The 13,479-nt window shown below is 60.8% G+C and carries 13 protein-coding genes; 8 read left to right on the top strand and 5 right to left on the bottom strand.

Translation table 11 applies throughout. The features are described 5' to 3' along the window. The first annotated feature begins 9 nt into the window (after nucleotides 1–9). Nucleotides 10–483, top strand: a complete 474-nt coding sequence (locus tag BN3659_RS01615) for an NfeD family protein (protein WP_091534035.1) — start codon at nucleotides 10–12, stop codon at nucleotides 481–483. A gap of 5 nt (nucleotides 484–488) precedes the next feature. Next, on the top strand, nucleotides 489–1,463 hold the full coding sequence (gene floA / locus BN3659_RS01610) for a flotillin-like protein FloA (RefSeq protein WP_171847673.1): 975 nt from the start codon (nucleotides 489–491) through the stop codon (nucleotides 1,461–1,463). A 476-nt stretch (nucleotides 1,464–1,939) separates the two neighbouring features. On the opposite strand, the gene BN3659_RS01605 is transcribed toward floA, so the two are convergent. Further along, complete coding sequence (locus BN3659_RS01605) at nucleotides 1,940–2,707, bottom strand: CDGSH iron-sulfur domain-containing protein (RefSeq protein ID WP_091534034.1); 768 nt, start codon at nucleotides 2,705–2,707, stop codon at nucleotides 1,940–1,942. Between the two features lie 144 nt (nucleotides 2,708–2,851). On the opposite strand from BN3659_RS01605, the gene BN3659_RS01600 reads away from it, so the two are divergent. The 3 genes from BN3659_RS01600 to BN3659_RS01590 all read left to right on the top strand — a co-directional run bounded on the left by BN3659_RS01600 (nucleotide 2,852) and on the right by BN3659_RS01590 (nucleotide 7,034). Continuing rightward, a complete protein-coding gene (locus BN3659_RS01600) occupies nucleotides 2,852–4,258 on the top strand; it encodes an FISUMP domain-containing protein (protein WP_091534032.1) in 1,407 nt (468 codons plus the stop codon). Between the two features lie 150 nt (nucleotides 4,259–4,408). Further along, a complete protein-coding gene (locus BN3659_RS01595) occupies nucleotides 4,409–5,611 on the top strand; it encodes an MFS transporter (RefSeq protein WP_091534031.1) in 1,203 nt (400 codons plus the stop codon). 73 nt (nucleotides 5,612–5,684) lie between these two features. After that, nucleotides 5,685–7,034 (top strand): fimbrillin family protein, encoded by a 1,350-nt coding sequence (locus BN3659_RS01590; protein ID WP_091534029.1) that lies wholly within the window; start codon nucleotides 5,685–5,687, stop codon nucleotides 7,032–7,034. A 380-nt stretch (nucleotides 7,035–7,414) separates the two neighbouring features. On the opposite strand, the gene BN3659_RS01585 is transcribed toward BN3659_RS01590, so the two are convergent. The 4 genes from BN3659_RS01585 to BN3659_RS01570 all read right to left on the bottom strand — a co-directional run bounded on the left by BN3659_RS01585 (nucleotide 7,415) and on the right by BN3659_RS01570 (nucleotide 9,954). Next, entirely contained in the window at nucleotides 7,415–8,173 is a 759-nt protein-coding gene (locus BN3659_RS01585) for a DUF2490 domain-containing protein (protein ID WP_091534027.1), read from the bottom strand. A 202-nt stretch (nucleotides 8,174–8,375) separates the two neighbouring features. Then, the gene (locus tag BN3659_RS01580) at nucleotides 8,376–8,996 is read right to left on the bottom strand and encodes a flavodoxin family protein (RefSeq protein ID WP_091534026.1); all 621 of its coding nucleotides are present in this window, start codon (nucleotides 8,994–8,996) and stop codon (nucleotides 8,376–8,378) included. A 121-nt stretch (nucleotides 8,997–9,117) separates the two neighbouring features. Further along, nucleotides 9,118–9,693, bottom strand: a complete 576-nt coding sequence (locus BN3659_RS01575; RefSeq protein WP_091534024.1) for a TMEM175 family protein — start codon at nucleotides 9,691–9,693, stop codon at nucleotides 9,118–9,120. A 45-nt stretch (nucleotides 9,694–9,738) separates the two neighbouring features. After that, nucleotides 9,739–9,954, bottom strand: coding sequence for a hypothetical protein (locus BN3659_RS01570; RefSeq protein WP_091534023.1), 216 nt, complete (start codon nucleotides 9,952–9,954; stop codon nucleotides 9,739–9,741). 253 nt (nucleotides 9,955–10,207) lie between these two features. On the opposite strand from BN3659_RS01570, the gene BN3659_RS01565 reads away from it, so the two are divergent. The 3 genes from BN3659_RS01565 (at nucleotide 10,208) to BN3659_RS01555 (ending at nucleotide 13,477) form a co-directional block, all read left to right on the top strand. Continuing rightward, nucleotides 10,208–11,260, top strand: a complete 1,053-nt coding sequence (locus tag BN3659_RS01565) for a class I fructose-bisphosphate aldolase (protein WP_091534021.1) — start codon at nucleotides 10,208–10,210, stop codon at nucleotides 11,258–11,260. Between the two features lie 20 nt (nucleotides 11,261–11,280). Beyond that, entirely contained in the window at nucleotides 11,281–12,306 is a 1,026-nt protein-coding gene (locus BN3659_RS01560) for a 2-hydroxyacid dehydrogenase (protein ID WP_091534013.1), read from the top strand. Between the two features lie 523 nt (nucleotides 12,307–12,829). Next, nucleotides 12,830–13,477, top strand: a complete 648-nt coding sequence (locus BN3659_RS01555) for a TetR/AcrR family transcriptional regulator (RefSeq protein ID WP_091534012.1) — start codon at nucleotides 12,830–12,832, stop codon at nucleotides 13,475–13,477. Nucleotides 13,478–13,479: the final 2 nt, after the last annotated feature.

The following is a 13,479-nucleotide window of genomic DNA, read 5'->3' as shown; positions in this document are numbered from 1 at the left end:
TTATTGCGTATGGAGATGTTCGTCATCGTACTCCTCATTCTCTTCGGCGTGCTCTTTCTCGTGGCGGAGTTGGTGCTGCTGCCCGGTGTGTCGGCCGGCGCCGTGCTGTCGCTCGTGAGCTTCGGAAGCGCTGTCTATATGGCTTTCCGCGACTACGGCCCCCTCGGCGGAACGGTAACGCTCGGGGTCGTACTCGTGCTTGCCGTGGCAGCGACGCTCTTGTCGCTGCGGGCCAAAACGTGGCAGCGCTTTTCGCTCCGACACAAAGTCGCATCGAGCATGCCCGCTCCCGCGTCGGAGCAGGTGCGTCTCGGCGACCGCGGCCTTACGCTTTCGCGGCTCTCGCCGATGGGCAAGGTCGAGATCGGCGGCCGGAGTTTCGAGGCCAAATCGCTCGGCACTTATGTCGATCCGCGGACCGAGGTCGAAGTGGTGGGGTTCGAAAATGCCAGCGTGATTGTGAAACCTATTGATAAAATCTGAATATCATGGACCTTCAAATCGGAATGATCGTACTGATCGTCTTCGTGAGCCTCTTCGCCGTCTGGCTCGTCTTCTATTTCATCCCGGTGGGGCTTTGGTTCTCGGCGCTCGTGTCGGGCGTGCGGCTCAGTCTGCTGCAACTCATACTGATGCGCTGGCGCAAGGTGCCGCCGTCGGTGATCGTCTCGTCGATGATCGAGAGCACGAAAGCCGGCCTGAACCTCGATGCCAACGAACTGGAGGCCCATTATCTTGCGGGAGGCAACGTTACGAACGTGGTCCATGCACTCGTCTCGGCTCAGAAAGCCAACATCATGCTCGACTTCAAGATGGCCACGGCCATCGACCTCGCGGGCCGCGATGTGTTCGAGGCGGTGCAGATGTCGGTGAATCCGAAGGTCATCAACACGCCGCCGGTGGCGGCCGTGGCCAAGGACGGCATCCAGCTCATCGCCAAGGCCCGCGTAACGGTTCGGGCCAATATCAAACAGCTCGTGGGCGGAGCCGGCGAGGAGACGGTGCTGGCACGTGTGGGCGAAGGCATCGTTTCGTCGATCGGTTCGGCGGATTCGCATAAGATCGTGCTCGAAAATCCCGATTCGATTTCGCGCGTGGTGCTCGAAAAGGGGCTCGATGCCGGGACGGCATTCGAGATCCTCTCGATCGACATCGCCGACATCGACGTGGGCAAGAACATCGGCGCGCAGCTCCAGATGGATCAGGCGCAGGCCGACAAGAACATCGCGCAGGCCAAGGCCGAGGAGCGCCGTGCGATGGCCGTGGCGCTCGAACAGGAGAACAAGGCCAAGGCGCAGGATGCGCGCGCGAAGGTGATCCTCGCCGAAGCCGAGGTGCCGCTGGCGATGGCCGAGGCATTCCGCAGCGGGAATCTGGGGGTGATGGACTATTACAAAATGAAGAATATCATGGCCGACACCACGATGCGCGAAACCATCGCCAAGCCCGAAAAGAAGCAATGACGGGCGTGCGGGCGGCGAGTCCGCACAGGGGTGCTGTCTGCCTGAATATCGCAAGGGGCTGTCCGACACGTTTTAGACTCCCCTTTTTCATTCGTACTGCTATTCGAGAATTTTCGGAGTACGCAATTCTCAGAGGGTTGGGAAACGTGTTAGACAGCCCCTTCACAACCACCGGCCCGGTCGGATTCCCTCTGGTGCGGGACTTCGGGCAGGGAGTAGGATTTCGGCGTCGGCCGGCATCTTCGCTACGTGCATCTTCTCCTGCAAGGCTTCGGCTTTTGTGCCGGCCGGTACCCTTGCGGCTCTTTGCCGCCTGCTGCCCCGCTGATCCCGCCTGCCGGGGCCGAGGGCCGCACAGCGGGCTCGCCGCTCTATTCCGGTGCGGCATCTGATTCGCCTCCCGCTCGGCCGAACCGTTTTCGGAGGACGGTCGTTGTCTCTGGCGCGGAAGGCGGAGAGCGGCAGCCGCCCGGCCGTCAATAAACCTTCTCGGGCAGCGTTTCGCCCACGGGTTCCCCTTCGAGGTTGTCGCGCCATTTGATCGAGGCGTGCGTGCCGTCGCAATAGGGTTTGTTGGCGGATTGCCCGCAGCGGCAGACGACGACGCGGTTGCGGATTTCGTAGGTGCGGCCGTTTTCGCGTTTCAGCGGGATGCCGCCGCGAATCCACAATCCGCCGCTGGCGCCGATCGTGATGTCCTCGATCAGCCCGAGGCTCGGCTCGAATTTGAATTCGTAGGGCTTCATGGATTTGTTGTCCCAAGCCATCAGACGTCCGCTCGGACACATCGAAGCCTCGCGGATGGCGAGTGTGCGGGCGCCGGGGTCGGCCGAACGCTCGGTGAGCGACCATGCGTCGCCGTGAGGATGGCAGAAACGTGCGAAAACGCAGTATTTCTCATTGTCGGTCATCGAGACCGAACCGCCTTCCGTTACCTCCACGTCGTCGAGCAGCGAGTCCTGTTCGGCAGTGAGCTCGGGCTCCCAGCGGGCCTTCGTGTGGGCGCCGTCGCAGTAGGGTTTGCGGTGCGAAGCTCCGCATCGGCACAGGGCCGTGGGTTCGGCTTCGGTCGAAAAGCGTCTGCCCTCCTGAAAATACCAGCTTTCGTTCCGGTCGTTCGGCATGATGAATTGCAGGGCCAGCGGCGGCCGGCCGTAGACGAGGTAGGGTCCTTTCTCCGTAACCGTTATGCTGAAACGGTCGGCAGCAGGCGAACTTCCCGTCTCGATTTTCAATTTCGACATACTATTCGGATTTAAGAATCGTTACACGAAATGGGGCAAGAATCATTCCCGAGTGTAATTTATCGAAGCACGCCGTAGGATTTGTTGCGCTTTTTGGTATCTTTGCAACGGTTTACGAATGCTGTCCGGTAAATTGGAAAAGATATGGATAATTTGATCGTTAAGTGCGTAAGACGGTGTCTGGCCGTTGTCGTCGCGGCTGCTATTTTCGCTTCGTGCGGCAAGGACGACGCGCCGTGGCTGTCGCTGGGCCCGGGTGCCATTCTGGTGAAGACTCCGGGCGGAACCGGTACGTTGGGATTCACCGCCTCGGACATCATGAGCGTCAGCGTTACGGACATTCCCGAGGGGTGGACGCTGACGGCCGATATGGCGACGATGACCCTCACGGCTCAGGCGCCTGCGAAAATCGGCGACGGCGAGGGGGCCGAATCCGGTACGGCCACGGTCATCGGGCGGGCGCCCGACGGAGGGGCCGTTACGCAGGAACTTTTCGTCAGCGTGGCGGATGCCGTCGACCTCGGGTCCGTGCAGTCCAACTGCTTCATCGTCTCGCAGCCGAATACGAACTATACGTTCGACGCCATGACGAAAGGCGAGAGCGGCGGTCCGATCGCGACGCACGACGTGCGTATCGTCTGGCAGACCGAGACCGAGCTGATCCGGTACTGCGAATTCGCAAACGGAAAATACTCATTCTACGTAGGTGCGGAGGACGGCGGCGTCAAGGAGGGCAATGTCCTCGTGGGGGCATACGATGCCGCGGGCGCTCTGCTCTGGACGTGGCATATCTGGATCGTGGATGCCGACGATGTCGGGGAGCAGACCTACGCCAACGGAAAGACCTTCATGTCGCTCAATCTGGGCGCACTGGGCAACACGAATGCCACGAACGACGAAATACTCGCTTCGTTCGGGCTCTTCTATCAGTGGGGGCGCAGAGTACCCTTCGTCGGGCCCGCCTCTTACGATGCCGCCCGTGGGACGGACCACGCGATGTACGACGCGGACGGCATCCGCGTTACGATCGAATACGTGCGGTCCGATGCCGGCACGGGAACGGCGGATTATGCCTCCTCCCATCCGCTGAGTTTCATACTCGGCGTGGAGGAGTCGGCTTACGACTGGCTCTATGCGGCGCATTCCGATGAACTGTGGGGGCGTACGAAGACGGAGAACGATCCCTGTCCGAAGGGGTGGCGCGTGCCGTCGGCGGAGGATTTCGCCGGGTTGGAGATCGTCGACAAGGCGGCCGGTACGGAAGCGATGTACGGCTGGACACTGACCGATGGTACGGCGACGGCGTTCTACCCCGCTGCCGGATTCCGCACCTATCTGACGGGGGGAATTCAGAATCTTTACAGTCCCGAGACGGGCGTCGAGGTACCTAAGCCGTGGATGGGCTATTACTGGACTTCGGGAACCGACGCGCTCGATGCGTCGGCCATGACATTCTGGTTCGATGCGTCGGATGCCGCCCGGAGCGGATTCGAACCTTCGTCGCCCTATCACAGGGCCGGCGGCATGCAGATCCGCTGCGTAAAGGAGTAGCGGCGGAAGGAAGGCGCGCCGAAGTCCGTTTTTTTACGATTCCACCCCTGCCGGAAATACCTCCGGCGGGGGTGTTTCATGGCGGGAGAGCTGTCGGACAGCGCTTTTGGTACGACAGTTGCGGATAATACCAGTAAACGTGTCGGACTTATGAAAATAGAAACAGGTAAAGGTACGATACCGCTTGTCGTGCTGCTTGCCGTCTGGTCGGTTTCGGCCATTTCATCGTTACCCGGCTTGGCCGTCTCGCCCATTCTCGGCGACCTGAACGGCATCTTCCCCAAGGCAACCGATCTGGAGATCCAGATGCTCACGTCGCTGCCGTCGCTGCTCATCATCCCGTTCGTGCTGTTGTCGGGCAAACTGTCCGAAGGGCCCGGCAAACTCCGGACGCTCACCGTGGGGCTCGTGCTCTTTTTCCTGAGCGGCGCAGCCTGCCTGTTCGCCCGAAGCATGACCGGCCTCATCGTCATCAGTTGCCTGCTCGGGGTCGGCGCCGGCATGGTGATTCCCTTTTCCACGGGCCTCGTCGTGGATTACTTCACCGGAGACTATCGCATCCGGCAGCTCGGATACAGCTCCTCGATCAACAATCTCACGCTCGTGCTGGCCACCATCGTAACGGGTTATTTGGCCGATGTCGAGTGGCATCTGCCCTTTCTGGTCTACACCCTGCCCGGCATCTCGCTCGCGCTCTCCCTGTTTCTGCGGCGCCAGCCCGCCGCCGCAGAGCCCGAGCAAAGCGCGCAGCTGCGGCACAAGTCGATCGACCGCCGCAAGCTGGCCGAGCTGATGGGGCTCTATTTTTTCATCACCTACACCGTACTGGTCGTTACGTTCTATACGGCCTTTCTCGTCGACGACTATAAGATCGCCAGCTCCTTTTCGGGGGTCCTGATCTCGCTCTTCTTTCTCGCCATCATGCTGCCCGGACTTTTCATCGACCGCATCATCCGCCGCCTTCGCCGCAACCTCAATTTCGTGTCGCTGCTGCTGATCTGCGCTGGTCTGCTGTGCTGCGGTATCTTCCGCGACAGGACCATGCTCGCAGCAGGCTGCCTGCTGGCGGGGCTCGGCTACGGCGCCATGCAACCGATCATCTACGATAAGGCCGCCACCATCGCTCCGCCCCGTTCGGCGACGCTCGCCCTGTCGTTCGTGATGTCGGTGAACTACCTCGCCGTGATGGTCTGTCCGTTCCTCGTCGATCTGTTCCGGCACATGACGGGTACGCACAGCGATCGGTTTCCGTTCTTATTCAATGCCGCGCTCGCAGCCGTTGCGGCGGTTCTGATCTGGTTCCGGCGGGAGAACTTCACGCTCGGACTCGATGAATCGTATTACAAAAATTGATGCGAAAGTTTGCCCGATAAGCTGAAAAGACGTATATTTGTTCTGTTTAGCAATATTAACGGCAAACTTTACAATGAAAAAATCTATCGTTATGCTTTGCGGCATGGCGGGCGTGATCGGAGCGGGCGGTTGTTCGCGTTCGCACGAAGTGCCGGAGCTCTCCGGCGTGAAGATCATGCCGGCCATCACCCGCGTTTCGGGACTCGATTTCGAAACAGGCGACGAGATTGGCCTCACCATCACCCGCGCCTCCGGCATCTATGCCGAAAATGTACGAATGTCTTACGACGGGACCGTTTTTTCCGCATCCGATCTCGCTTGGTACGACCAAACCTCCGATCCGGCCACGCTCACGGCCTATTACCCCTATGCCGAGAACGGCGCTCCCGTCCGATTCAGCGTCGCGGCCGACCAATCCTCCGGCATCGAATCGTCGGACCTGCTGTCTGCGCTCAAGTCGAACGTTACGCCCACGGAGTCGGCGGTCGGAATGGTCTTCCGGCACCTCATGGCATCCGTGAGGATCGTCGTTACCAACCGGACCGCTTCGGCCGTCGAGGAACTCCGCCTCGGCGGGACGGTGCTCAGTGCCGATGTGGACCTCGCGGCACAGACCGCGAAGGCCGGAAGCGGTGCTCCCGCCGCCGAAATCAAAGCCTTTGCGCAAGTGCCCAACGAGTCGTATCGGGCTGTCGTCGTTCCGCAGACGGCCGCTCTGACGCTGACGGCCCGCACGGCCGACGGCAAAAGCCGGTCGGCGTCGTTCGAGGCCACCGAGCTGTTGCAGGGGAAGTATTACACCGTCTCGCTCGTCGTCGAGCAGGATCGTCTGGTCCCGACGCTCAGCGGCGATGTGGCCGACTGGGAGACCGGCGGCGAATTGAAACCCGACACGGACGGCAATGAAGGCGGCGACAGTCCCGACGACGAACCGGGCGGGGACGATGCGAGCGGCGATACGATGGTGTGCATGGACGAGACCTATGCCACCGTCGAGCTGGGCGGACGCATCTGGATGGCGGAAAACCTGCGGCATGTAACCGGAGATCCGTCGGGATGCTGGTATCCGTCCGACGCCTCGTCCGAGAATCTGAAAAAATACGGGATGCTGTACGATTACGAAACGGCGCAGGGCCTTTGTCCCGACGGCTGGCGACTGCCCGAAGAGGCCGATTTCGAGGCGCTCGTCGCCGTACTGGAGGAGCCGTATACGGACTTTATTCCGCTGGCGGGTCTGTATTCGAAAGCCGCCGGGAAGAATAACGGATTCGGTGTGCGCGGCTGTCTGATGGGTGCGACCGAAGGCGAGTCGGGAATGCGCAAATATCTTCAGATCAATACGCTCGGCGGCGGCGTGCCCGTCATACAGGATTCGCAGGTCGCAAACGGCGTTTCCGTGCGTTTCGTGAAGGACGCGCAGTGAGAAGACTTTTGCCGCGAAAAGCGGAGAAGTCGTCCGTTCGCCTCGATTCTCCGGATTCCGCCCGCGTCGGGAAACATCCCGACGGGGCGGTTTCCGTTTTCGGAGAGCTTCGGGCGCGGACTGTTCCTTTTTCCGTCCTGCGATCCGAGTGCCGGAACCCGAATATCGTGTGCCGGCTGCGTCCGATGTTGCCCGCGCACGCTCTACATACCCACTACATACCCTCTGCACGCTGCACTCGGTACTCGCCGCCCGTGCCGCACACCGGCGTGTCCGGGGACACCGGACGGCGGGGGCGATGCGGAATCGTGCGCAGGGAGTGTTGTGAGGCTTTTCGCCGTATGGACGGAGCGGCTTCGGACGGGCTGCCTTGTGTCGGATCAGAAACTATATTCGTAAAATACACCGAGTATGTGATTGTTCTCCTTGCGGGTGGTAACGAACCTCGCCGGCCCGGCGCCGGCCGCTTCGATACGTTTGCTGCGGTTGTGGTCGAAACGGTAGAAAAAGTCGAATTCGCTCCGCGGCGACAGGGCGTATTTCACCCCGAGCGAGGTGCGGATTTTGTCGATGTAGTTGCCTGTGATGTTCGGAGCGTTCAGCGTGTTCGAGAGTTCGAGGTAGACGTAGGGCCGGATCGGAAGAGGCCGCACGTCGTATTCGGCCATGAGCCGCGAACGCATGATCCAAGCGGGATTGGCTTCCAGTGCCGGATCGCTCCGCTTGTTGGTCGAGGTGATGCGGAATCGTTCGCGGAGCGAGAGCCGCCAGCGGGGAGCGGGCTTGTACGAGGCCGTGAGGTCGATGTTCGAACGGTTGCGGAATTCCCAGCCTTCGTCCCGTTTGACGGCGATGAAGTTGTAGTCCGCGCCCGCCTTGAACCACGGGCAAAATTCGTAGGAGACCGCCAGAACCGAGTAGATGCGATCGATTTTCCCGAGCGCATCCTTGAGGCGCAACTCTTCGCTCCATGTGATGTGAAGTCCTGCGACGGCTTTTTTGTCGATGCTGAAGCCCGTGCGCGCTTGGAAATCGCTCTTTTCGGTCGATTTTTCCGCGATCTGGCCTGTCGAAACAACGGGCAGCAGCAGCGCGCAGCACAGCATTGTTGTCCGGAAAAGGTGATTCGTGGCGTTCATGAGTCGGTGTTCGGTTTACGGTCGGTTCGATTTTCCCGGACAAGGAGCGTGCCGGATGCGGATTATCTGCAAAGATAGGATTTTTGCTTCGTAATCCGAAAACGGACATTCGGCGGCCGAGGCGTTTCTGCGGAGGCTGTCGGAAATGAACGGAGGTCGCGCGGCAGATCGGCCTGCGGCGAGGGAGCCGTCCCCGCTCCCGCTACCGGATGAAATTCGTGCGCACGGGTTCCTCGGCTTCGGGGAGGCCGATGCCGACTGCCCGGCCTGCTTCGATGCACCGCAGAAGCCACGCCATGCTGACGCCGAGCGTCCGCATGATCTGCATCCCTTCGGCGTCGCGCCGGACCTCTTCGGGCGTCGTGCCGTGCACCATGTTCCAGTATTGGGACGAAACGACGGGCATCCTGCTGATTGCGAAGTATTTGTTGAGCTGGTCGAGTGCGGCGGTTGAACCCGCCCGGCGGCAGCTCGCCACGGCTGCGGCGGGTTTGTAGGCGAACAGGGTTGTCCGGCCGTAGAAAAGACGGTCCATGAAGCCCGTGAGGGAGCCAGTGGCCGATGCGAAATGTACGGGCGTGCCGAAGACGAAGCCGTCGAATTCGGCGGAGCGGGCGATGACCTCGTTGACCGCGTCGCCGATGAAACAGCGGCCTGTGGCGAAGCAGCGTCCGCAGCCGATGCATCCGGCCACGGGCTCGACGCCGAGCCAAAGCGTCTCCGTGTCGATACCCTGCTTTTCGAGAGCTCCGGCCACTTCGGAGAGTGCCGTGAAGGTGCAGCCCTGTCTGTGCGGACCGCCGTTGACCAATAATACTTTCATAAACGAACCGGATCGAAGTTGCGGTACAAAGTTAAGAAATTTTCGGCGCGGCGAAGCGGCGGCCCCGCGCTGGACGGGAGGTGCGGGCACCCGGCCGGATTGCGAAGCGGGCCGCATCGGTCTATTTTTCCACGGCTTTCTCCAATCCTTTCGAGGGGATGAACCAGATGACGGCGACGATGACGTAGCAGGCGATCGACGGTGCGATGTGGAAAAATGCGACGGGAATGCTGAAGAGGTAGAGGACGATCGATACCCGCTCCTTCCGGCTGTTGTTCAGGGTGTTCGCGATCGGAGCTCCGGCCCCGTGCGAGCGGATGAGGGCTCGTTCGAGGATGCGGAAAGCGACGGCCGTCATGAACAGGACGCCTCCGTAGAACGCCACGGGTACGGGTTCGAGGTGATTTTCGCCAAGCCAGCCCGTAACGAAAGGAATCAGCGAAAGCCAGAACAGCAGATGCATGTTGGCCCACAGGACGGCGGTACTGATCCGGCGGGTCGCTTGCAGCAGGTGATGATGGTTCACCCAGTAGATCGCAACGTATACGAAACTCAGAACGTAGCTCAGAAACACGGGCAGTACCGGAAGCAATGCGCTGAGCGCGGTCTGCTTGGGCGGTTTCATCTCAAGCACCATGATGGTGATGATGATCGCCATGACCCCGTCGCTGAATGCCTCCAGTCTGCCCTTTTTCATCTTTTTCTGCGGCAGTCCCGTCCTTTTCCGAGCACAGCGTCGCGCCTATACGCCGGGTTTGTTGCGGTAGCCCTCTTCGTCGTACACGGGCCGGTCGTCTTCGACGATTTCGTCCGTCCCGTCCGGTATCCGGTCGTCGGTCGGAATTTCGGTGTCGATGAGATTCTCTTCGATCAGGGTTTCGTCGCGTTCGTTCCCGGCGAATCCGTTGTTACGGGTCGAGAAGATGATGCGGTCGTTGCGGAACAGGAACTTTCCCATGGCTTGTACGGTTTTTACGATGCCTTTGAAACAACAACGGTACCACATTCGACGGGTGTCGTGCGCACGATGACCGAACGTCCGGCCGTATTTTTGGGAAATTCGCCCCTATTGTGTTGAATCCCAGCCGTCGTATCCGGTCCGCCGGGGTTCGCCGTATCCGGCGGCGGCATTCGCCGGCTTGCCGCCGGCGCAACGGGGTACGTTCTTTGCCGTCGAACGCGGACAGTCATCCATCAATACTATAAATGTTATGAGTAAAATCAGCGATTTATTGGGTCCGCAGGCCGAATACTATCTCGGTCATACGTGCCGGACCATCGACAAAGGGGCGCTTCATCTGCCCGGGCCGGATGCCGTGGACCGCATCTGGATGGATTCGGACCGCAACGTCCGGACCCTCGGCAGCCTGCAAACCCTGTGGGGGCACGGCCGTCTGGCCGGTACGGGCTATCTCTCGATTCTGCCCGTCGATCAGGGAATCGAGCACTCGGCGGGCGCCTCTTTCGCCCCGAATCCGGCCTATTTCGATCCGGAGAACATCGTGAAACTGGCGATCGAAGGGGGTTGCAACGCCGTGGCTTCGACGTTCGGAGTGCTGGGGGCCGTGGCCCGCAAATACGCCCACAAGATACCGTTCATCGTGAAGATCAACCACAACGAGCTTCTTTCCTATCCCAATACCTACGACCAGATCTTGTTCGGAACGATCCGCGAGGCGTGGAACATGGGGGCGGTCGCCGTCGGGGCCACGATCTATTTCGGGTCGCAGGAGAGCCGGCGTCAGCTCGTCGAGGTCTCGAAGGCGTTCGAATACGCGCACTCGCTGGGGATGGCGACGATCCTGTGGTGCTACCTGCGAAACGGTGCCTTCCGAAAAGACGGGACCGACTACCATGCTTCGGCCGACCTCACGGGGCAGGCCGACCACTTGGGCGTAACGATCGAGGCCGACATCGTGAAGCAGAAGCTTCCGGTCGGCAACGGCGGATTCCGCGCCGTGGGCTTCGGAAAGACGCGCGACGAGGTCTACACGCAGCTCGCGTCGGATCATCCGATCGACTTGTGTCGCTATCAGGTGGCCTGCGGCTATATGGGCCGTGTCGGCCTGATCAACTCGGGCGGCGAGTCGCACGGCGAGTCGGATCTGAAGGAGGCCGTCCTGACGGCCGTCGTCAACAAGCGTGCGGGAGGCATGGGGCTGATCTCGGGCCGCAAGGCGTTCCAGAAGCCGATGGCGGAGGGGGTGCGGCTGCTGCATGCCGTGCAGGACGTCTATCTCGACCCGGAGGTAACCGTTGCGTAGTCGTAAACGTCGTTCGTGCCATGAAAATAACGATGTTCGGAACGCAGCCCTACGACCGGGAGTCGTTCGAGCGGATCGGCAGGGATTGCGGATTGGAGATCGGCTACCACCGCAGCCATCTGAATGCCGACAACGTCGCCCTCGCAAAGGGGGCCGACGCGGTTTGCGTCTTCGTCAACGACACGGTCGATGCCGAGACCGTCTGCGGTCTGGCCGATTTGGGCGTGAAGCTGATCGCGCTGCGGTGCGCGGGTTTCAATAACGTCGATCTCGAAGCGGCGGCCCGCTGCGGGATTCCCGTGGTGCGGGTTCCCGCCTATTCGCCGCATGCCGTGGCCGAACATGCCGTGGCGCTGATGCTGGCGCTCAACCGCAAGATCCACCGCGCCTACTGGCGCACGCGGGACGGCAATTTCTCGCTCCACGGATTGATGGGATTCGACATGTACGGCAAGACGGCCGGCATCGTCGGTACGGGCCGGATCGCACGCGAGCTGATCCGCATCCTCAAAGGTTTCGGCATGGAGGTGGTGGCCAACGACCTCTGCCCCGATCCGGCCTATGCGAAGGAGGCGGGGATCGTCTACGTGTCGCTCGAAGAGCTCTACCGGCGTTCGGACATCGTGTCGCTGCATTGTCCGCTGACCGATCGGACGCGCTACATGATCGGCGACGTGGCGGTCTCGCAGATGAAACCCGGGGTGATGCTCGTCAACACGGGCCGCGGACAGTTGATCCACACCGAAGCCCTGATCGACGGACTGAAGGAGAAACGGATCGGTGCGGCGGGGCTCGACGTGTACGAAGAGGAGGCCGGCTATTTCTACGAGGATACCTCGGACCGCGTCATGGACGACGACGTGCTGGCGCGGCTGCTGTCGTTCAACAACGTGATCGTAACGTCGCATCAGGGGTTCTTCACCCGGGAGGCGCTGGACAATATCGCCCGCACGACGTTGCGCAATATCCGCGATTTCGCCGAGGGGAGAGTTCTCGTGAACGAAGTGAAAGCCGAGGCGATGCCCGCTGCCGGGCGGTGCAGGTAACCTTCTCCCGCGAAGGAGAGAGTGCCGCTTCGGGCGAACCGGTCGTTCGCAGGATGCCGTCCGGTCGGCCGGCCGCGTGCGGTTTGTCGGCAGTGCAGGTCGCATGCGCAACTTCTGAAGATCGTTCGCCGGCCGGCGGAAGGGATTCGCCGGGTCGGGTCGGTCGGCAGCGGGAGGCGCACGCATGCGGCCGAAAGAGGGCTGCGGCGGCACGAACTGGCGGTGAACGGCTCCCCTCCCCTCGCACGGGTTTTCTGCCTCTTCGCAGGACGAGGACGCTGGCCGCGAATCGTGTTCGGCTCTTCGAGAATCGTATGTCCGAAAGGTGTTCCCGAAAGCCGAACGCATGAAAAAGAGGCTGTCTGATGTTGCGGACAGTCTCTTTTCGTATCATGTTGGTATGCAGGATATTCCGTTTTCTCGTTCGGCGTGCCGTTCGTGCAGACCGAAAAAAATATCGGCGTAGGTGTTGTAAATCGGAAAAGAGAATGTATATTTGCATTGACAAAATTGTTAAATAAAAATGTCAAACAACGGCAAACCGACGGTTGTTTCACAGCCGAACAGAGAGCAGGCGATTCTGGAGGCGGCCGAACGCGAATTTCTCGCCAAGGGATTCGCCGGTGCGCGCACCACGTCGATCGCCGAGGCGGCGGGCGTAACGCACGCTCTGCTGCACTACTATTTCCGCACGAAGGAACAGCTCTTCGACCGCATACTCGACGAGAAGTTGCGGCTCATGGGGCAAACCGTGCTTGCGGCTTTCGGACGGCGGGAATTGCCGCTTCTGGAGCGTCTGAAGGAGGGAATCGAGACGCATTTCGATTTCATCGCCGCCAATCCGGATATGCCGCGTTTCATCGGCAACGAAGTCTTTTCGCGGCCCGAACGCTACGAAGCCATGCGCGTGCGTATCCGCGGGATCACCGATGCGATGATCCGTGAATTGCAGTCGGAGCTCGACGCTTCGGCCGCCCGGGGCGAAACGGAGGGGGGGGTGGATGTGAGGATGCTGATGCTCGACATCATCTCGCTCAACGTCTTTTCGTTCATCGCCTACCCCATCATCGAGCCCATACTCGGGGATTACACCGCGGACCGGAGTCTGTTTTTCGAACGGCGCAGGGCGGAAGTCGTCGAGGTCGTCATGCGGCGGCTTAGAAAATCGTAGGT

The sequence above is a fragment of the Alistipes sp. CHKCI003 genome, from assembly GCF_900021155.1.
GTDB classification, from domain to species: domain Bacteria; phylum Bacteroidota; class Bacteroidia; order Bacteroidales; family Rikenellaceae; genus Alistipes; species Alistipes excrementavium.
This window is presented reverse-complemented; position numbering and strand designations above follow the sequence as displayed.